This window comes from Microbacterium indicum DSM 19969, assembly GCF_000422385.1.
Lineage (GTDB): Bacteria > Actinomycetota > Actinomycetes > Actinomycetales > Microbacteriaceae > Microbacterium > Microbacterium indicum.
In genome coordinates this window covers 179972-199904 of the sequence record NZ_AULR01000003.1, presented here as the reverse complement: position 1 = coordinate 199904, position 19933 = coordinate 179972, and the positions used below count along the sequence as shown (strand labels likewise).

The following is a 19933-nucleotide window of genomic DNA, read 5'->3' as shown; positions in this document are numbered from 1 at the left end:
TTGCTTCCTCGAGGATAGCATCGATCCCCACGCGTGAACGAAAAAACGCGGCTCAGGCGGGCGCGTGGAACAGCGTGTGCACGTCGCCCGCGTGGGCGCGCCCGTCGAGGCCGTCGAGCTCGAGGATCGCCGCGGCGCCGACCGTCTCGGCGCCGAGCTTCTCGATGATCTCGCGCGCGGCCGCGATCGTGCCGCCCGTCGCGAGGACGTCGTCGACGAGCAGGACGCGCTCGCCCGGCTCGAGCACGCCGGGCGCCTCGATCGTCGCGGTGCCGTACTCGAGCGCATACGAGACGGCGGCCGCGGGTTCGGGCAGTTTGCCGGCCTTGCGGATCGGCAGGACGCCGACGCCCGTCGCGGCGGCGATGAACCCCGCGAGGAGGAAGCCGCGCGCCTCGATGCCGCCGACGATGTCGAAGGATCCGGCGAAGGGGCGGACGAGCTCGTCGCACGCGGCGCGCAGCGCCTCGGCGTCGGCGAGCAGCGGCGAGATGTCGCGGAACATCACGCCTGGCTCGGGGTAGTCGGGGGTGACGCTGATGAGGGATTCGGCGCGCTGCAGGGCGGTTGTCACGGCCCCAGGGTATCCGGCCGCGCTGAGCCGCCGCCCGGCCGCCGGGGCGATCCCGATGCTCCGGCTGTGGCACGGCTGTGACGCGGCGCCCGGATCGTAGAGTTGGCGCATGACCGCTCGACTGCAGGCCGACGCCGATCCCCAGCGCTGGGTCTCGATCACGGGCCGCGGGCTGCGCGGCGCCGGCGCGAGGCGCGCGGCCGTGGACACGCTCGTGCAGAGCGCAGGCGTCGTGCCGGGGCAGCCGGGATCAGGCGTCCTGGGCTTCCTCGCGGGCCGCATGATCCGCGCGGGCCTGCGATCCGACGACGGCATGACGCTCGCGTGGGCGGCGAAGGGCGACCCCGGTGCGCTCACCGTGATGGCGCAGGCCCAGGTGCTCACGCAGCAGCTGCGGGCGGCCCGCGCCATGATGCCGATGGAGTTCGACGACACCGAGGATTTCTCGAACCCGTACCTCGGCGCCGGGGAGAAGCTCGTCATGAGCATGCCGCCGCAGGGCCGCGCCCCCTTCGCGACCTACACCTGGGACACGGGGACGCACCTCATCACGCTCCAGGCCGTCGCGGGGGATCCCGAGCGCTTCGGCACCTTCGCGGAGGACCTCGACCACCTCGCGCGCTCGCTGCGCTTCGCCGACGACGTCGAGCTCGGCGAGTCGAACGTCCTGCGCCTGCCGCCCGCGTAGGCCGTCACGGGGCGTCACGAACGCCTCGGCGGGTGCGCGCGCGACGTAGCGTCGCAGCATGTCCGCAGCCCTCGCGGGAGCCGTCGTGCTCGCCGTCCTCGCCGTCGCCGCCGCGATCGGCGCCCTGCTGCGTCGCCGCGACGGCCGCGCCCGCGCGACCCGCGCGCGGTCCGTGGCGCCCGCCGACATCGGCGAGGCGGCCGGCGCGTTCGGCACACGCGCGACGCTCGTGCAGTTCAGCACCGAGATGTGCTCGCGCTGCCCCGCGGCACGGCGGGTCCTCGCGGGCGTCGCCGCCGAGGTCGACGGCGTCGCGCACGTCGACGTCGACCTGACCCACCGCCCCGACATCGCGCGCGCCTTCGAGGTGCTGCAGACGCCGACGACCCTCGTGCTCGACGCGGCCGGCGTCGCGCGCACCCGGATCGGCGGCGCCCCGCGGCGCGAGGACGTCATCGCGGCACTCGACACGCTGGAGCACTCGCATGCCTGATCCCGGAATCGACCCGCGCGGCCCGCGCTTCGCGGCCGGCATCACGACGGTCATCCTCGCCGCCGCGCTCTTCCTTGCGCTCGGCGGCGTGGCCACGGGGCCGCTCGGATCCGCGACGCTCGCGGAGCGCGCGTCCGACCCCGGCTTCGTCGTGCTCGCCGTCGCCGCCGCGCTGTTCCTGTGGGGCGTGGCCTGGCCGCGCACGGCGCCGTGGGGCGTCGTCTACCGCCGCGCCGTCGCGCCGCGGCTCGCCCCGCCCGCCGAGCGGGAGGATCCGCGACCCCCGCGCTTCGCCCAGGGCGTGGGCCTCGTCGTCACGGCGGCCGGCGTCCTCCTGCACCTCGTCGGCGTGCCCTGGGCGCTGCCCGTCGCGGCGGCCGCGGCGCTCGTCGCCGCCTTCCTCAACGCGGCGTTCGGCGTGTGCCTCGGGTGCATGCTCTACCTGGGCCTCGCGCGGCTGCGCGCCGCCTGATCACGCCGGCGCGAACCGCAGTCGGTCAACGGCAGCAGCCGAGGCCTCATGGTCTGTCGCCGCGGTGAGTCACCACGGACGAGATCGCTCTCGAGCGCGGCGTTTGCGGAGAACGCGAGCGCGCCGACTGCTTGGGCGGCTTCGGTGGCGAAGCACTCGGGCAGCCGTTGAAGCGCCCCTCGCGGTGATCAGACCGACGTTACGAGCTCGATCGCTCCGTGTCCCGCCCGCGCCTGCGGAGCACGATCACAGCCAGCACAGCGACGCAGACGAGCACCGCATATGTTGCGCTTTCCAGACCGAACTTCCTCAGCAATCCCACGATTCCGGGACCGACGGGCGGCCCCGACGACCCGTCGTCAGCCGCATATTCAAGTAGGACCCCGACGACCGCAGCACTCAGTACCGAGGCCCCGAAGCCGACGACAAATCCACCTCCCAGAGAACGCCGCCATCCCATCGCAATTCCGAAGAGCGAGACGATGACAACTGCTGAGGCCAAACCAATACACGCGGTCTGAAGAATCGGCACTCCCGGAGCGGCGATCTCTACGACATCATTTGACCAGAAGTCGAAGATCGCACCGCTTTCAACCCCCAAGGACTGCACAGCCAGCAGAGAAATGAGAAAAGCGTAGAGAACCCCGGACAGAAACCCTCCGGCGACCGAAACGACGAGTCTCATCAACGCAGACCCCGCGCCGCAGGCGCCGCGACACCCGAATCCAAGAGTCCCGCAACCACGGGGGCGGAAGTGATCCCGGATCGCCTCGTCACGTCATTCATGATGCAATCTCCAACCGGTTATGTATCGTCAGTTCGTCATGTCCCAGCAGGTCAGTTCGAGGTATACCGCATTGCTTCCAGCCCATGGCCGCCCCAGAGGAAATTCTGCGTGGCGTTACGAGAACTCTCCTGAACCAATTTGATCGATCCCGCACTGGCGGCTCTGCTCGACAGCGACCGCCGTAAGCTCCGAGGACTTCTTCATGCCCTCGACTCCGCACCAATATCTCTATTTCCGCGACCACCTGCCCGGAGAAACGTACTGCGAGCTGCAATCTGGAGTCAAGCTTCCCCTCAGAGCATTCCGGACTCGACAGGATGAAGCGAACGCTCGTCGGCACAGCGTTGCGAGCGATCGCGGCGGCGTACCCCCGCGTTTCGCCTCGCGCGGCTGCGCGCCGCCCGATCAGGCCGGCGCGAACCACACCGTCGCGAGCGGCGGCAGCGTCACGTCGGCGTAGGCCGGGAAGCCGTACCACTCGCCCGCGACCGCCTCGACGGATCCCTGGTTGCCGACGCCGGATCCGCCGTAGTCGCCCGCGTCGGTGTTCACGACCTCGCGCCAGGTGCCCGCGTGCGGGAAGCCGATCCGATACCCGTGATGCGGCACCGCCGCGAAGTTCGACGCGCTCACGAGGCTCGTGTCCCCGTCGGTGCGGACGAACGCGAACACGTTGTGCTCGGCGTCGTCGGGGTCGACCCAGCGGAACGACGACGGGGTGTCGTCGGCCCGCCAGATCGCGGGCGCCGCGCGGTAGGAGCGGTTGAGGTCGCGCAGCAGCGCGTGCACGCCGCGGTGGTCGGCGAGGTCGAGGAGCCACCACTCGAGCTCGCGCGACTCGGCCCACTCGCCCTCCTGCGCGAACTCACCTCCCATGAACAGGAGGTTCTTGCCGGGGTGCGCCCACATGAAGCCGTACAGCGCGCGCAGCGTCGCGAGCTGCCGCCAGCGGTCGCCAGGGATCTTCTGCACGAGCGAGCCCTTGCCGTGCACGACCTCGTCGTGCGAGAGAGGCAGGATGAAGTTCTCGCTCCACGCGTAGGCCGTCGCGAACGACATCTCCCCGTGGTGGTAGGCCCGGTGGGCGGGGTCGCGCGAGACGTACTCGAGCGTGTCGTGCATCCAGCCCATGTTCCACTTGAAGCCGAAGCCGAGGCCGCCCGACGAGGTCGGCCGCGTGACGCCCGGCCACGACGTCGACTCCTCGGCGATCATCGTGATCCCCGGCACGCGCCGGTACGCCGTCGCGTCGACCTCCTGGAGCAGCGCGATCGCCTCGAGGTTCTCGCGCCCGCCGTGCACGTTGGGGGTCCACTCCCCCGCCTCGCGCGAGTAGTCGAGGTAGAGCATCGAGGCGACGCCGTCGACGCGCAGGCCGTCGGCGTGGAACTCCTCGAGCCAGAACAGCGCGTTCGCGACGAGGAAGTTGCGCACCTCGGGGCGCCCGAAGTCGAAGATGAACGAGCCCCAGTCGCGGTGCCAGCCGCGCTGCGGATCCGGGTGCTCGTACAGGGGCGTCCCGTCGAAGAGCGACAGCGCCCACTCGTCGGTCGCGAAGTGGCCGGGCACCCAGTCGAGGATCACGCCGATCCCCTCGCGGTGCAGGCGGTCGATGACGAGGCGCAGGCCGTCGGGATCCCCGAACCGGCTGTCAGCCGCGTAGTAGCCCGTGACGTGGTAACCCCACGAGCCGCCGAAGGGGTGCTGCATGACGGGCATGAACTCGACGTGCGTGAACCCGAGGTCGCGCACGTAGGCGACGATCTCGTCGGCGAGCTGCGCGTATCCGCGGCCCTGCCGCCAGGATCCGAGGTGCACCTCGTACACCGACATCGGCTGATCGACGTGGCCCTTCGCGGCGCGCTCCGCGAGCCACGCGTCGTCGCCCCACGCGTACGACGAGTCGAAGACGCGGCTGGCGCTCGCGGGCGGCACTTCGGCCCAGCGGGCGAGCGGATCGGCCTTCTCGCGCCACGCCCCGCCCGTCTGGAGGACGTCGTACTTGTACCGCACCCCGTGTCCGATCCCGGGGACGAAGAGCTCCCACACCCCCGAGGTGCCGAGCCGGCGCATGGGGTGCTCGCGGCTGTCCCACTCGGACGCCTCGCTCTTGAGGCGCACGCCCCGGGCGTTCGGCGCCCACACCGCGAACGCCGTGCCCGTCACGGCCGGGGCCGCCCCGACGGCGGGGTACGTGATGACGCGGGATCCGAGCACCGTCCAGAGCTGCTCGTGGCGCCCCTCGCCGATGAGGTGCAGGTCGACGTCGCCGAGCGTCGGCAGGAAGCGGTACGGGTCGTCGGCGAGGTGCTCGGCGCCGTCGTCGTAGGTCGTGACGACCTCGTACGCCGGAACGTCCGCCGTCTCGACGACGGCGGCCCAGACGCCCTCGGCCACGTGCTCCGCGGGGGCGTCGCGCCACGTCTCGCCGTCGAGCCAGCGCACCGTGACCGTGCGGGCGAGGGGCCGCAGGACGCGCACCGTGACGGCGCCCGCGTGCGGGTGCGGCCCGAGGACGGCGTGCGGATCGCCGTGCTCGCCCGCCGCGATCAGGGCGAGGGCGCGGGGGTCGACGGGCTGGGCGGGTGTCACGGGGTCTCCTCCCGGGGCGAGCCGATGCGGGCGACGGCGGCGAGCGGGATCCCGACCCAGGTGGGCCGGTTGCGCGCCTCGTAGACCGCCTCGTAGGCGGCCTTGTCGGCGAGGTAGGCGGCGAGCAGCGCGCTGCTCCCGTCCGAACCGCTCTCCTCCTCGTACGCCGAGACGAAGGCGCGCTCGGCTGCGAGCGACCAGGCGAGCGAGCGCTCGTCGTCGCCCGTGGATCCGCTCATGCGCACGACGGCGGGGGCGTAGTCGAACGAGCGGATCATGCCCGCGACGTCGCGCCACGGCGAGTCGGGCTCGCGGCGCTCGGCGAGGGTCTTCGCGGGCTCGCCCTCGAAGTCGACGATCGTCCAGCCCGCGGCCGTGCGCAGCGCCTGGCCCAGGTGCAGATCCCCGTGGATCCGCTGCACCGGGATCTCGCCGAGCCCCGCGACGGCGTCGTAGACGGCGCGGAGGCGCGGCGCGTGGGCGTCGAGCTCGGGGACCGCGAGGATCGCGCGGTCGAGCCGGTCGCGCATCGCCGCGGCGAGCGCGTGCGCGTCGCGCGTCGCCGTGCCGAAGGCGTCGGCGAGGAGCAGGTGGATCCGCGCCAGCGCCCGCCCGAGCCCCGCGGCCTCGCCCGCGTAGGTCGCGGCGTCGGGCTCCGCGGCGGCGAACGACGCCCGCACGTCGGCGAGCGCCATGTCGAAGCCGTCGCTCGCCGTCGCGAGGAACTCCTGCAGCATGCCGAGCTGCAGCCCTCCCGCCTCGACCCAGCCGTACAGCTCGGCGACGTCGCCGCTGCCCGCCTCGGTGAGGACGCGGTGCACCTCGATGTCGGGGTTCGCCCCGGGCTCGACGCGGCGGAAGAGCTTGAGCAGCGCGTGGTCGCCGAAGCGGATCGACGTGTTCGACTGCTCGCCTGTGAGCGGCGACGACGGCCAGGACGGGTCGATCGCGGATCCCGGCGCCGAGGTGCGGTGGATCTCCGCGCCCCCGAGCGAGGTCGGCGCCCCGGGGGCCGCGTCGGCGAACCCCGCGAGGAGCGCCCCCATCGCCTCGCGGTCGTGCGCCGCGTCGTACGCCCACGCGTCGCCGTCGCGCCCGATGAAGGCGTGCGCGAGGTGCTCCGACGGCGCGGCGTGGAGCGAGACGGGCACCTGATAGGTCTCGGATCCGCCGCCCTCGTACGCGACCGTCACGAGCAGGATCCGCAGCTCGACCTCGCCGGGGCGCGGCGCGCTCCCCGGCTCGAGGCCAGGCGCCGTCGCGACCGCGAACTCCCTCCCCTTGCCCGCGAACCAGCGGGTGCGCGGGAGGTAGGCCTCGAGGTCGGCGGCGGCGATCACAGGACGCCGCCCTCCGCGGGGGCCGCCGGCTGCTGCAGGCGGAACCAGAAGAAGCCGTACCCGCCGAGCGTCAGGAGGTAGGGCAGCTCGCCGATCCGCGGGAACGGGACGCCGCCGAGCACCTCGACCGGGACGAGGCCTTCGAAGCGGCTGAGGTCGAGCTCGACGGGCTGCGGGAACTGCGAGAGGTTGTTGACGCACACGATGACCTCGGTCGTGCCGTCGGCCGACGCGTGCTCGCGCGTGAACGACAGGACGGAGGGGTTGGATCCCCCGAGGTCGCCGAAGCCGCCGAGGCCGAACGCGGGGTACCGGCGGCGGGCCGCGAGGAGCGCGCGGGTCCAGTTGAGGAGGCTCGAGCGGTCCTCCTGCTGCGCCTCGACGTTGACCGCCTGGTGCCCGTAGATCGCGTCCTGCACGATCGGCAGCGCGAGCTTGCCGGGGTTCGCGGTCGAGAAGCCCGCGTTGCGGTCGCCCGACCACTGCATCGGCGTGCGCACGCCGTCGCGGTCGCCGAGCCAGATGTTGTCGCCCATGCCGATCTCGTCGCCGTAGTACAGGACGGGCGCGCCGGGAAGCGAGAGGAGGAGCGCCGTGAAGAGCTCGATCCGATCGATGTCGTTGTCGAGGAGCGGCGCGAGGCGGCGGCGGATCCCGATGTTCGCCTTCATGCGCGGGTCGGCGGCGTACTCCCGCCACATGTAGTCGCGGTCCTCCTCCGTGACCATCTCGAGGGTCAGCTCGTCGTGGTTGCGGAGGAAGATCCCCCACTGCGCCCCGGAGGGGATCGCGGGCGTGCGGGCCAGGATCTCGGTCACGGGGAAGCGCGACTCGCGCCGCACCGCCATGAAGATCCGCGGCATCACGGGGAAGTGGAAGCACATGTGGCACTCGTCGCCGCCCGTGTCGGGATCCCCGAAGTAGTCGACGACGTCCTCGGGCCACTGGTTCGCCTCGGCGAGCAGCACCCGGCCGGGGTACTCGGCGTCGACCATCCGGCGCACCTTCTTGAGGAAGTCGTGCGTCTCGGGCAGGTTCTCGCCGTTCGTGCCGTCGCGCTCGTACAGGTACGGCACGGCGTCGAGGCGAAACCCGTCGACGCCTCTGTCGAGCCACACCCGCATGGCGTCGAACATCGCCTCGTGCACGGCGGGCTCGTCGTAGTTGAGGTCGGGCTGGTGGTGGAAGAAGCGGTGCCAGAAGTACTGGCCGCGCACGGGATCCCACGTCCAGTTGCTCGGCTCGCTGTCGACGAAGATGATCCGGGCGTCGGCGTAGCGCTGGTCGTCGTCGCTCCACACGTAGAAGTTGCCGTACGGCCCGTCGGGATCGCGCCGCGACTCCTGGAACCACGGGTGCTGGTCGCTCGTGTGGTTGACGACGAAGTCGATGATGACGCGCATGCCGCGGTCGTGCGCCTCGTCGACGAAGCGCTCGAAGTCGGCGATCGTGCCGGCGTCGGGGTGCACGCCCGTCATGTCGGACACGTCGTAGCCGCCGTCGCGCAGCGGCGACGGGAAGAACGGCGGCAGCCAGAGGCAGTCGACGCCGAGCCACTGCAGGTAGTCGAGCTTCGCCGTGAGGCCCCGGAAGTCGCCCTGCCCGTCGCCGTCGCCGTCGTGGAACGAGCGGACGAGCACCTCGTAGAACACCGCGGTCTTGAACCACTCGGGCTCGATGAGGGCGCCGGGGCTGTCGGGGAACTGGTCCTCGGTGATGACGGGGATCGCCGACGTCAGGGGCGCCGATTCGCTCGTCATCGCGCACCCCGCACCGTGAGGACGTGCGCGACCTGGGATCCGGGGTCGAGCGAGACGTGGTTGTGCTCGCCCCACCACCACGTCTCGCCCGTGAGCTGCTCGCGCACCGCGAAGCGCTCGCCGAGGCCCAGGGCGCGCCAGTCGAGGTGCACCGTCGTGTGGCGCTGGCCGCGCGGGTCGAGGTTCAGGACGACGATCACGGTGTCCTCGCCCTCGCCCTTCGTGAAGACGAGCACGTGGTCGTCGTCGGCCCAGTGCACGCGCAGGTTGCGCAGCCGCCGGAGCGCCGGGTGCTCGCGGCGGATCTCGTTGAGCCGCGCGATGTACGGCGCGATCGACGGGGATCCCTCCCAGTCGCGCACGCGGATCTGGTACTTCTCGCTGTCGAGGTACTCCTCGGATCCGGGCCGCACCGGCACGTGCTCCATGAGCTCGAAGCCCGCGTACATGCCCCAGGTCGGCGAGCCGAGCGCCGCGAGGGTCGCGCGGATCCGGAACGCCGCGGGACCGCCCGTCTGCAGGAACTCGTGGAGGATGTCGGGGGTGTTGGGCCAGAACGCGGGGCGCATCGTGTGGTCGGTCTCGGAGGAGACCTCGCGCAGGTAGTCCTCGATCTCGCCCTTCGCGGTGCGCCAGGCGAAGTACGTGTACGACTGGTGGAAGCCGACCGCGCCGAGGCCGCGCATCATCGCGGGGCGCGTGAAGGCCTCGCTGAGGAAGAGGACGTCGGGATCCGTCGCCCTGATCGCCCCGAGCAGCCGCTCCCAGAACGCGAGCGGCTTCGTGTGGGGGTTGTCGACGCGGAAGATCCGCACGTCGTGCGCCATCCAGTGCCGGGCGACCCGCTCGACCTCGACGAAGATCCCCTCGGGATCGTTGTCGAAGTTGATGGGATAGATGTCCTGGTACTTCTTGGGCGGGTTCTCGGCGTAGGCGATCGAGCCGTCGGCGCGCGTCGTGAAGAACTCGGGGTGATCCGTCGCCCACGGGTGATCCGGCGAGGCCTGCAGCGCGAGGTCGAGCGCGACCTCGATCCCCCTCGCCGCCGCCGCCGCGACGAAGGCGTCGAAGTCGGCGAGCGTCCCGAGCTCGGGGTTCACGGCGTCGTGCCCGCCCGCCGCCGAGCCGATGGCCCACGGGGATCCGGGGTCGGTCGGCGAGGGGTCGAGCGAGTTGTTCGCGCCCTTGCGGTTCGTCGCGCCGATGGGGTGGATCGGCGGCAGGTAGAGCACGTCGAAGCCCATGTCGGCGACGCGGTCGAGGCTCGCGATCGCGGTGCGGAAGGTGCCGCTCACCGCGACGCCGCCCTCGATCCGCGCGCCCTCGCTCCGGGGGAAGAACTCGTACCAGGATCCGGCGAGCGCGCGCTCGCGGTCGGCGAAGAGCGGGAACGGGCCCGCGACCGTCTCGAGGTCGCGCAGCGGCTTCTCGCGCATGAGCGCCATGAGCTGGGGGCTCTCGAGGAACGCGAGGCGGCTCTCGACCGTGTGGGTCGGGCCCGTCGCGGCGTCGACGATGCGCGGGTCGGCGCCCCACCGGCCGAGGAGCAGCGCGCCCTCGGCGAACATGAGGTCGACGTCGACGCCCGCGCGGATCTTGACCGACGCGTCATGCTGCCAGGTGGCGAGCGCGTCGCTGAAGGCGCGGATCTCGAACGCCCACTCCCCCGGCTCGTCGGGCGCGACCCACGCCTCGTAGCGGTCGAGCCCCGGCGCGATCTCGCCCATGCGCACGGGGGCGCGGCGGGATCCGTCGGGGGCGATGAGCACGACCTCGGCGCCGAGCCTGTCGTGCCCCTCGCGGAACACCGTCGCCCGGACGGGCTGGGCCTCGCCGACCGCGGCCTTCGCGGGGAGCGCGCCGCCGTGGACGAGGGGGTGCACATCGACGACGGGAATGCGACCGACCATGTCGCCAAATTAGTCCGCGCGCCCCCGCGCGGGAACCCCCGGAGCAGAGCTGTCGACAGGTGTTCACACGCCGGTTCGACGGCGGTGCTAGGACGAGGATCCCTCCCGCGCACAACCTCACAGATCTCGGCTTCCCGCACACGGGTCCGCCGGGATCATGTGCGGGTAGGCGAGATCTCCGAGGTACGGCGCGGGGCGAAGGCGAGGGGCTCCGCGCGGACGCGCGCGAGGGCCGCGTCGACCGCGCCCATCGCGACGATGTCGGGGCCGAGGGCGCTCGCGGCGAGCTCGGGGACGGGATCCTGGAACTCGGATCGCATGACCTCGCGCGCCCGCGCGAGGACGGGACCGAGGGCCGGCGCGATCGCGCCCGCGAACACGACGCGGTCGATGTCGAGGAGGCTCGAGAGGGCCTCGGCGACCCGGGCGACGCGATCGCCCAGGCGGTCGACGATCGCGAGGGCCGAGGGATCCCCCTCCGCCGCGGCCGCGAAGACGTCGACGCCGTCGCCGAGCTCCTCGCGCCCCCAGTCGCGGGCGAGCGCGCCGACGCCCTCGGCCGTCCCGACGCCCTCGACGATCCCGAGGAAGCGCATCTCGCCGACGCCGCCCCGGGATCCCCGCAGGAGGCGGCCGTCGAGGATCACGCCGGCGCCGAGCCGCTCGCCGGCCAGGACCGTCGCGACGCCGGCCTCGGACGGGTGCCCGCCGCGCGCCTGCTCGGCCACGGCCGCGAGGTTCGCGTCGTTCTCGACGACGACCTCGCACGGCAGCGCGCCCGCGAATCCGGGGTTCATCGTCGCCCAGTAGTCGTCCTCGCCGCGCGGCGAGAGGCCGCGCGCGTCGACGGGCGCGGGGACGGCGACGGCCGCGATGAGCGCGTCGCCCTCGGATCGCCCCGCGGCGGCGAGCGCCTCGCGCAGGAGCGACGCGGCGAGTGCGCGCCGCGCACCGGCCGCCCGGCGCCGCTGCGGCATGTCGGCGACGTCGTCGACGGGCGGCGCGTCGACCGCGAGCTGCGCCAGGACGCGCCCCCGCAGATCCGCGACGACCGCCGTGAAGTGGTGCTGCCCCGCGTCGAGCCCCGCGACGACGCCCGCCGCCTCACGCAGCCGGTACCGGCGGGCGGGCCGCCCCTTGCTCGTGAGGCCGGCCGCGCGGCTATCGGCGACCTCCTCGAGCCACCCGTCGGCGACGAGCCCGTCGCACACCCCGAGGACCGTCGGCCACGTGAGGCCCGTCGCCGACATCGCCTCGGCCGCGGCGAACTCGCCGACGCCGAGCGCGAAGCGCACGACGGCGCCCGCGTTGAGGCGTCGCAGCAGCTGCGGCGAACTCGCGCCACGGGGATCCATACCGAGAACGTACCCGGCCTTGACGCGCACCCCGTGCACCTGACAGAGTTCCAGCGTCATTAGATTCACGCTCTTAATCAATGCGCGGATCACACGGAAGGACAACGATGTCTGGAAGAAGAAGGCTGCGCCTCGTCGCAGCGGCGGCCGGGGCGGTGATCGTCGGGGCCGCGCTCACCGGATGCGGGGCGCAGGGGCCCGAGGAGATCCACTTCACGTTCAACAAGCGCGAGGCGATCGACTTCATGACGCAGGTCGTCGCCGACTACAACGCGTCGCAGGATCAGTACCGGGTCGAGATGGACACGTCGGGCGTCGACCCCATCGCCGCGAGCTTCGTGCGCGGAAACCCGCCCGACATCATGCTCTCGAACTACAACCACGAGGTCTCGCGCTTCGTCAGCCGCTGCGCGCTCGACGACCTCTCGGACACCGACGCGGCGGCTGAGATCCGACCCGACCTGCAGCCGCTCCTCGACCAGTACGGCGTCTGCGCGGGCACGACCCCCGCGCTCCCCTACTCGGTCATGGCGTCGTCGGTGATCTACAACAAGGACGTCTTCGCCGAGTACGGCCTCGAGGTCCCGACCACCTGGGACGAGCTGATCCAGGTCTGCGACACCCTCAAGGACGCGGGCGTCGCCCCGTTCTACGGGACCTTCGCCGACGCCTGGACCGTCAACCAGGGCTGGTTCGACTACGCGGCGGGCGGATCCCTCGACATGCTCGAGTTCTTCGACGGCCTCGCCGCCGAGGGCGACCAGGTGAACGCGTCGAGCGAGTACTCGTTCGAGAAGGACTTCGCGGAGCCGATGGAGAAGCTCCAGACCCTCGCCGCCGACTACACGCAGGACGGGGCGTCGAGCCGCGTCTACGACGCCGGGAACGTCGGCTTCGCCCAGGGCGACGGCGCGATGTACATGCAGGGGCCGTGGGCGTTCGGCGAGATCGCGAAGACGAACCCCGACGCGGACCTCGGCACGTTCCCGCTCCCGATGACCGACGACCCCGACGATCTCAAGGTGCGAGTGAACCTCGACCTCGCGGTCCTGATCCCGAAGGACGGTCAGCACAAGGACGGCGCGCGCGACTTCCTCGAGTACCTCTTCGAGCCCGACATCATCCAGGCGTACAACGAGTCGCAGCTCGGCTTCGTGCCGACGACCGACGGCGAGGCCCCGAGCGACCCGCGCGTCGAGGGGATGATCCCTTACTACGACTCCGGCGCCGTCTACCAGGGTCCCGGTGTGCTGATCCCCCGCACGATCCCCGCCGAGAACTACGCGCAGTCGATCGCTCTCGGCGCGAACGCGCAGAGCGTGCTCAGGACGCTCGACGCCGACTGGTCGCGCCTCGCCTTCCGCCAACCCGCCACGTCGACGGAGGACGCGGGATGAGCGCCGGGAACGCCGTGACGACCGGCGCGACCACGACCATCGTCACCCGCGGGAACCGCCGCGTGCGGCGCAACTCGAAGCGGGTCGAGCCGATCTACTACCTGTTCCTGCTGCCCTCGGTGATCCTCTTCACCCTGGCGATCACGGTCCCGGGCGTCATCGGCATCTTCTTCAGCTTCACGGACTCGATCGGCATCGGCGACTGGGAGTTCAACGGCCTGACGAACTACATCGCCGCGTTCAGCGACCCGGCGATCCTCTCGAGCTTCCTGTTCACCTTCGGCTTCGCCCTCGCGACCGTCGTCGTCGTGAATGTGATCTCGTTCCTCCTCGCCGTCGGGCTCACGTCGCGGATCCGGTTCAAGATGGGCCTCCGGGCGATCTTCGTGATCCCCATGGTCGTCTCGGGCCTGATCATCGCGTACGTCTTCCAGTTCCTGTTCCAGAACTCGCTCCCCGCGGCGGGCCAGGCGCTCGGCATCCCGTTCCTCAGCGAGTCGATCCTCGCGAACCCCGACCTCGCGTGGCTCGGCATCGTCATCGTGACAGCGTGGCAGGCGATCCCCGGCACCCTCCTCATCTACATCGCCGGGATCCTGTCGATCCCCGGCGACGTGTACGAGGCGGCGGCGATCGACGGCGCGTCGAAGCGGCAGCAGCTCGGCCGCATCACGCTCCCCCTCGTCGCGGGATACGTCGTGATCAACGTGATCCTGGGCTTCAAGAACTTCCTCAACGCCTACGACATCATCGTCGGCCTGACGGGAGGCGGCCCGGGCACGAGCACCCGCAGCATCGCGATGACGATCATCCGCGGGTTCCAGACGGGCGACTACGCCTACCAGATGGCGACGGCGACGCTGTTCTTCATCGTCACGATCGTCATCGCCGCGCTGCAGCTGTCGGTGACCCGAGGAAGGGCGAACGTCTGATGTCCACGACGACGCGAACCGAGACCATCCTGACCGCGGGCCGCCCGCGCCGCGCGCACCGCGAGCGCGTCAGCTGGCCGACGACGGTCATCCTCCTGCTCTGCGCCGTGACGGTCGTGCTGCCCCTGTACGTGACGATCTCGATGGCGTTCAAGACGTCGGGGCAGTCGGTCGACGGCAACGCGTTCTCGCTGCCGATGCCGTTCAGCATCACGGGCTTCGTCGAGGCGTGGCAGCTCACGAAGTTCCCCGTGGGCTTCGCGATGAGCCTCTTCGTCACGGCGGGCACCGTCGTGCTCACGATCATCCTCGCCTCGTGGGCGTCCTACGCGATCGTGCGCAACTGGGATCGCAAGCCGTTCCGCTGGTCGTTCTTCTACCTGCTCGGCGCGATGTTCATCCCCTTCCCGGTCGTCGCGCTCCCGCAGATCCAGCTGACGGGGCGCGTCGGCCTCGACAACCCCGTCGGCGTGATCCTGCTCGCGACGATGTTCCAGCTGAGCTTCAGCGTCCTGCTGTTCACGGCGTTCCTCCGCTCGATCCCCATCGAGCTCGAGGAAAGCGCCCGGATCGATGGGGCGACGACGTGGCAGACGTTCTGGCGCCTCGTGTTCCCGCTGCTCGCACCGATGAGCGCGACCGTCGGCATCTTCGCGTTCCTCTACGCGTGGAACGACTTCATGATGCCGTCGCTCATCATCTCCGACGCGAACCTGCAGACCCTGCCCGTGCGGCAGAACCTCTTCCAGACCCAGTTCTCGAGCGACTACAACGTGGCGTTCGCCTCGTACCTCATGGCGATGGCGCCCGCGATCATCGCCTACCTGTTCGCGCAGCGCTGGGTCATGGAGGGCGTCACGCAGGGCGCCGTCAAGGGCTGACAACCGAAACCCCACACAGAAAGAGACAGAGTTGACTTCTCTCACCGCACCGTCCGAGACCGGCCTGCTGCAGGGCGCCGACTGGTGGCGCCAGGCCGCGGTCTACCAGATCTATCCCCGATCCTTCGCCGACGCGAACGGCGACGGCATCGGCGACCTGACGGGCATCACCTCGCGGATCCCCTACCTCCAGGAGCTCGGCATCGACGCCGTCTGGCTCAGCCCGTTCTACCCATCGGCGCTCGCCGACGGCGGCTACGACGTCGCCGACTACCGCGACGTCGACCCGAAGATCGGCACGCTCGACGACTTCGACGAGATGTCGCGCGCCCTGCACGCGGCGGGGATCCGCCTCATCGTCGACATCGTGCCGAACCACTCGTCCGACCTGCATGCGTGGTTCCAGGAGGCGCTCGCCGCCCCCGCCGGCTCGCCCGCGCGCGACCGGTACGTCTTCCGCGACGGCCGCGGCGAGAACGGCGAGCTGCCGCCCGCCGACTGGGAGAGCGTCTTCGGCGGGCCCGCCTGGACGCGCACGCCCGACGGCCAGTGGTACCTGCACCTCTTCGCGAAGGAGCAGCCCGACTTCAACTGGCAGAACGAGGAGGTCCGCGAGGACTTCCGCCGCACGCTGCGCTTCTGGTCGGACCGCGGGGTCGACGGGTTCCGGATCGACGTCGCGCACGGGCTCGCGAAGGACCTGACGGACCCGCTGCCGAGCGCCGCCGAGATCGCCCGGATCACCGAGCCCGGGCGGAACCCGCTGTGGGACCGCGACGAGGTGCACGAGATCTACCAGGACTGGCGCCGCGTCTTCGACGAGTACGACCCGCCGCGCATCGCCGTCGCCGAGGCGTGGGTCGCGACGCCCCGCCGCCCCCGCTACGCGCGCGCAGACGGGCTCGGCCAGGCGTTCAACTTCGACCTGCTGCAGGCGCCGTTCGCGGCGGGCCCGTTCCGCGACATCGTCACCGAGAACCTCGCGCTCTCGGCCGAGTCAGAGTCGTCGACGACGTGGGTGTTCTCGAACCACGACCGCGTGCGCCACGCGACCCGCTACGGCCTGCCCCTCATCCTCGACGCCGCCGACTCGGGCGAGCAGACGCGCGACTGGCTGCTGCGCGGCGCCCCCGAGGCCGAGCTCGACCGCGACCTCGGGCTGCGCCGCGCGCGGGCCGCGACGCTCTTCGAGCTCGCGCTCCCGGGATCCGCGTACCTCTACCAGGGCGAGGAGCTCGGCCTGCACGAGGTCGGCGACATCGCCCCCGAGGCGCGCCAGGACCCGACGTTCTTCCACAGCCCCGGCGTCGACGTGGGCCGCGACGGCTGCCGCGTGCCGCTGCCGTGGACGCGCGAAGGAGCGTCGTTCGGGTTCGGATCCGGCGAGGCGCACCTGCCGCAGCCCGCGTGGTTCGGCGACGCGTCGGTCGAGGCCGAGGACGACGACGCATCGTCGACCCTGAACCTCTACCGCCGCGCGCTCGCGCTGCGCCACGAGCTGCAGACGGGCGAGGAGCTCGAGTGGATCGAGGCGCTCACGGGCGGCGACGTCCTCGCGTTCCGCCGCCCGAACGGGTGGACGTGCGTGACGAACTTCGGCGACGAGGCCGTCGCGCTCCCGGCCGGCGAGCTCCTGCTGGCGAGCGGCCCCGTCGACGACGAGCTGCCCGCGGCCACGACGGTCTGGCTGCGCTGACCGGCAGGAGGCGCCCCGGGACGGATCCGCGCGATCCGCCCGGGGCGCCTCCGCGTTCAGGCGCGCCTGACGTACCCGCCCGCCTCGAGGCCCGCCTCGATCTCGAAGCGGTTGCGGAGCGGATCGCGCCCCGCGAGCGCGTAGAGGAACGGCATGAGGATCCCGTGGCGGCGCCACTGGGCGACGTGCACGAGCTCGTGCTCGAGGACCGCCCGGCGCTCCGACGCGGCATGGGTCAGGTAGCACCGCCCCACGCACACGCCGCCGCGCGCGTGGGTCCACCGCGGCATCCCGCGGAAGATCACGAGCTCGCCGTACCGCTCGACGCGGCCGGTGCTCCAGAGGAAGCCCCACGCGGCGCCGAACGCCGTCGCGGCGCGGAAGCCGAGGGCCGCGCGCGCGGCCATCAGCCGGCTTCCCCCAGCGCGGCCGAGCGCGCGACGACGACGCACCGGGCCGCGAGCGGCAGCGCGGATCCCCCCGCCGCGCGAGTCCCCGCGGCGACGTCGGGGTCGGTCGACAGGACGACCTCGCCCTCGGCGATGACGTCGGTCGACGGGTTCGTGACCGTCACCGCGTGATCGGCGGCGTTGAACCAGATGACGAAGGAGTCGTCGATCACCTGCCGGCCCCGCGCGTCGGGCTCGCGCAGCGGGCCGCCCGACACGAACATGCCGAAGGTGCGCAGGGATCCGTCGCCCCAGTCCTCGTCGGTCATGACGCGGCCGTCGGGGTGCAGCCACGCGAGATCGCGGGGCCCGTCGACGATCGTGGGCTCGCCCTCGAACCAGTGCTTCTGGCGGAGCGCCGGGTGGTCGCGCCGCAGCTGGAGGGCGCACCGCGCCTGCTCGTAGACGTCGAGCCACGCGTCGTCGGCCGACCAATCGACCCAGCTCGTCTCGTCGTCCTGGCAGTAGGCGTTGTTGTTGCCGCCCTGCGTGCGCCCGCGCTCGTCGCCCGCCGTGATCATCGGGACGCCGTTCGAGAGGGCGAGCGTCACCATGAGGTTCGCGGCCTGCCGGCGCCGCACGGCGACGATCGCCTCGTCGTCCGTCTCGCCCTCGACGCCGTAGTTCGCCGAGCGGTTGTCGTCGGATCCGTCGCGGTTGTCCTCGCCGTTCGCCTCGTTGTGCTTGTGTTCGTAGGTCACGAGGTCGCGCGCCGTGAAGCCGTCGTGCGCCGTGATGAAGTTGACGCCCGCGTACGCCCAGCGCCCGTCGTCCTCGTAGAGGTCGGAGGATCCCGCAAGCCGGGTCGCGACCTCGCGGATGTCGCCGTGCCCGCGCCAGAAGTCGCGGATCGTGCCGCGGTACTGGTCGTTCCACTCGACCCACGGGGCCGGCATCTGGCCCACGAGGTAGCCGTCCATCGACACGTCCCACGGCTCGGCGATGAGCTTCACGTGGCGCAGGACCGGGTCCTGGTCGACGGCGGTGAGGAAGGCGCTCGTCATGTCGACCTCGTGGTCGCGGCGCGTGAGGGCGCTCGTGAGGTCGAAGCGGAAGCCGTCGACGTGCATCTCGGTCACCCAGTAGCGGAGCGAGTCGAGGATCAGCCGCAGCGTCATGGGCTCGGACGAGTTGACGGTGTTGCCGCACCCCGTCACGTCCCAGTAGGTGTCGTCGAAGCCCGCGTCGCCCTGCGGGTGCACGCGGCGGTACCAGCCCTCGTCGTCGAGCCCGCGGAACGACAGCGTCGGCCCGAGCGGGCCCGCCTCCGCGGTGTGGTTGTAGACGACGTCGAGGATCACCTCGATCCCCGCGCCGTGGAACGCGCGCACCATGTCGCGGAACTCGTTCACCTGCCCGCCCCGGTCGCCGCGCGACGAGTAGGCGTTATGCGGCGCGAAGAACCCCGCGGTGTTGTAGCCCCAGTAGTTGACGGTTCCGCGCTCGGTCAGGGCCGGCTCGGAGAAGAACTGCTGGGTCGGCAGCAGCTCGACCGCCGTCACGCCGAGATCCTGGAGGTAGGCGAGGATGTGCGGGTGGGCGAGGCCGCTGTACGTGCCGCGGTGCTCCTCGGGGACCCGGTCGTGCAGCTTCGTGAGGCCCTTGACGTGGGCCTCGTAGATCACGGTGTCGCGCCAGGCCGTCTTCGGCTGGCGGTCGTCGCCCCAGTCGTAGGCCGGATCCACGAGCACGCTGCGCGCCTGGAACGGCGCCGAGTCGTCGTCGTTGCGAACCTCGGGGTCGCCGAAGGTGTAGCCGAAGAGCGGCTCCTCGGGCGCGATGTCGCCCGCGATCGCCCTGGCGTAGGGATCGAGCAGGAGCTTCTGGAAGTTGAAGCGCTGGCCCCGCGCGGGATCCCAGGGCCCGTCGGCTCGGAAGCCATACAGCTGCCCGGGCTCGAGGCCCGGCAGAGCACCGTGCCAGATCCCGAGGTTGTGCTCGGTGAGGGGCAGCTGCGTCTCGGATCCGTCGGCGTCGAACAGGCACAGCCACATGCCTGTCGCGTCGGGCGCGTACACCGCGAAGTTCGTCGATTCGGGCGTCCACGTCGCGCCGAGCGGCCAGTTGCGGCCGGGCCAGACGGTCGTGCTCTCGCCGATCTCACGCCAGATGCGGGGGCTCATCCCGCCATGATGCACGAGGAGTGTGACGGAGAGAGCACGACCGTGGTTGACCGGAGGCCCCGTCCCGCCAGAAGTCTCATCTCCGTCCCATGAGACAACCGGGCGAGAGCTCATTGATCAATGTCGTGCGGTGATGCGTTCTTGCTCACTAACACGGTCGAGAGCATCACTACCAGCACCGCGCCGAACGCTGTGACTCCGACTGACCACGCGTCGACATCCGGGCCCCCAGGCTCGCCCGCCGCGGGCTGCGAGTTCCGCACGACATCTGGCGCGACGCCGATGAGCGCGATCAAAACCCCTAGCGTTTTAGGTTCCCGATCGCCTACTCCAGCACCTTCTCACGGCGGGCGGCCTCAACGATCGAGATTTAACCCTATGACACGCAATGCACAATGCGGGGCTTCTTCTCCGTAGAGGTCGTCGAGGTGAGAGCCGACTCATGATGATTCAGACATTTCAGCTGCGGCGACGAACAGCAACT

At 71.3% G+C, this 19933-nt stretch carries 16 protein-coding genes; 7 read left to right on the top strand and 9 right to left on the bottom strand.

Annotation, left to right across the window (positions count from 1 at the left end; translation table 11 throughout):
- Positions 1-52 precede the first annotated feature (52 nt).
- Positions 53-574, bottom strand: a complete 522-nt coding sequence (locus tag H576_RS0106045) for an adenine phosphoribosyltransferase (RefSeq protein WP_029150199.1) — start codon at positions 572-574, stop codon at positions 53-55.
- 109 nt (positions 575-683) lie between these two features.
- Between H576_RS0106045 and H576_RS0106040 the strand changes: the two genes are divergently transcribed.
- From H576_RS0106040 to H576_RS0106030, 3 genes are read left to right on the top strand one after another with little or no spacing between them, the layout of a single operon-like run.
- On the top strand, positions 684-1262 hold the full coding sequence (locus tag H576_RS0106040; RefSeq protein ID WP_029150198.1) for a hypothetical protein: 579 nt from the start codon (positions 684-686) through the stop codon (positions 1260-1262).
- A 58-nt stretch (positions 1263-1320) separates the two neighbouring features.
- Positions 1321-1755 carry a thioredoxin family protein gene (locus H576_RS0106035; protein ID WP_029150197.1) on the top strand — a complete coding sequence of 145 codons (435 nt, stop codon included), beginning with the start codon at positions 1321-1323 and terminating at the stop codon, positions 1753-1755.
- Entirely contained in the window at positions 1748-2227 is a 480-nt protein-coding gene (locus H576_RS0106030; RefSeq protein WP_029150196.1) for a DUF4395 domain-containing protein, read from the top strand. Before H576_RS0106035 ends, H576_RS0106030 begins: the two co-directional genes overlap by 8 nt.
- Before the next feature lie 199 nt (positions 2228-2426).
- Here H576_RS0106030 and H576_RS16605 read toward each other — a convergent pair whose 3' ends face one another.
- The 6 genes from H576_RS16605 to H576_RS0106005 all read right to left on the bottom strand — a co-directional run bounded on the left by H576_RS16605 (position 2427) and on the right by H576_RS0106005 (position 12031).
- The gene (locus H576_RS16605) at positions 2427-2912 is read right to left on the bottom strand and encodes a hypothetical protein (protein WP_156888144.1); all 486 of its coding nucleotides are present in this window, start codon (positions 2910-2912) and stop codon (positions 2427-2429) included.
- A gap of 507 nt (positions 2913-3419) precedes the next feature.
- A complete protein-coding gene (gene glgB / locus H576_RS0106025; RefSeq protein ID WP_029150195.1) occupies positions 3420-5606 on the bottom strand; it encodes a 1,4-alpha-glucan branching protein GlgB in 2187 nt (728 codons plus the stop codon).
- Positions 5603-6946 carry a maltokinase N-terminal cap-like domain-containing protein gene (locus tag H576_RS0106020; RefSeq protein ID WP_029150194.1) on the bottom strand — a complete coding sequence of 448 codons (1344 nt, stop codon included), beginning with the start codon at positions 6944-6946 and terminating at the stop codon, positions 5603-5605. Before H576_RS0106020 ends, glgB begins: the two co-directional genes overlap by 4 nt.
- Positions 6943-8706 (bottom strand): maltose alpha-D-glucosyltransferase, encoded by a 1764-nt coding sequence (gene treS / locus H576_RS0106015; protein WP_084502484.1) that lies wholly within the window; start codon positions 8704-8706, stop codon positions 6943-6945. Before treS ends, H576_RS0106020 begins: the two co-directional genes overlap by 4 nt.
- On the bottom strand, positions 8703-10616 hold the full coding sequence (locus H576_RS0106010) for a maltotransferase domain-containing protein (protein ID WP_029150192.1): 1914 nt from the start codon (positions 10614-10616) through the stop codon (positions 8703-8705). Before H576_RS0106010 ends, treS begins: the two co-directional genes overlap by 4 nt.
- 155 nt (positions 10617-10771) lie before the next feature.
- The gene (locus tag H576_RS0106005) at positions 10772-12031 is read right to left on the bottom strand and encodes an ROK family protein (RefSeq protein WP_245559119.1); all 1260 of its coding nucleotides are present in this window, start codon (positions 12029-12031) and stop codon (positions 10772-10774) included.
- 47 nt (positions 12032-12078) lie between these two features.
- Here H576_RS0106005 and H576_RS0106000 point away from each other — a divergent pair, with 47 nt between their 5' ends.
- From H576_RS0106000 to H576_RS0105985, 4 genes are read left to right on the top strand one after another with little or no spacing between them, the layout of a single operon-like run.
- Positions 12079-13368, top strand: a complete 1290-nt coding sequence (locus tag H576_RS0106000; RefSeq protein WP_036319492.1) for an ABC transporter substrate-binding protein — start codon at positions 12079-12081, stop codon at positions 13366-13368.
- Complete coding sequence (locus H576_RS0105995; RefSeq protein ID WP_029150189.1) at positions 13365-14300, top strand: carbohydrate ABC transporter permease; 936 nt, start codon at positions 13365-13367, stop codon at positions 14298-14300. The genes H576_RS0106000 and H576_RS0105995 overlap by 4 nt, the downstream gene beginning before the upstream one ends.
- Complete coding sequence (locus tag H576_RS0105990) at positions 14300-15181, top strand: carbohydrate ABC transporter permease (RefSeq protein WP_029150188.1); 882 nt, start codon at positions 14300-14302, stop codon at positions 15179-15181. The genes H576_RS0105995 and H576_RS0105990 overlap by 1 nt, the downstream gene beginning before the upstream one ends.
- 31 nt (positions 15182-15212) lie before the next feature.
- Positions 15213-16877, top strand: coding sequence for a glycoside hydrolase family 13 protein (locus tag H576_RS0105985; RefSeq protein ID WP_029150187.1), 1665 nt, complete (start codon positions 15213-15215; stop codon positions 16875-16877).
- Between the two features lie 56 nt (positions 16878-16933).
- Here the strand turns inward: H576_RS0105985 and H576_RS0105980 are convergent, their stop codons facing one another.
- Positions 16934-17284 (bottom strand): hypothetical protein, encoded by a 351-nt coding sequence (locus H576_RS0105980; protein WP_036319489.1) that lies wholly within the window; start codon positions 17282-17284, stop codon positions 16934-16936.
- Positions 17284-19449, bottom strand: a complete 2166-nt coding sequence (gene glgX, locus H576_RS0105975) for a glycogen debranching protein GlgX (RefSeq protein WP_029150185.1) — start codon at positions 19447-19449, stop codon at positions 17284-17286. The genes H576_RS0105980 and glgX overlap by 1 nt, the downstream gene beginning before the upstream one ends.
- Positions 19450-19933: the final 484 nt, after the last annotated feature.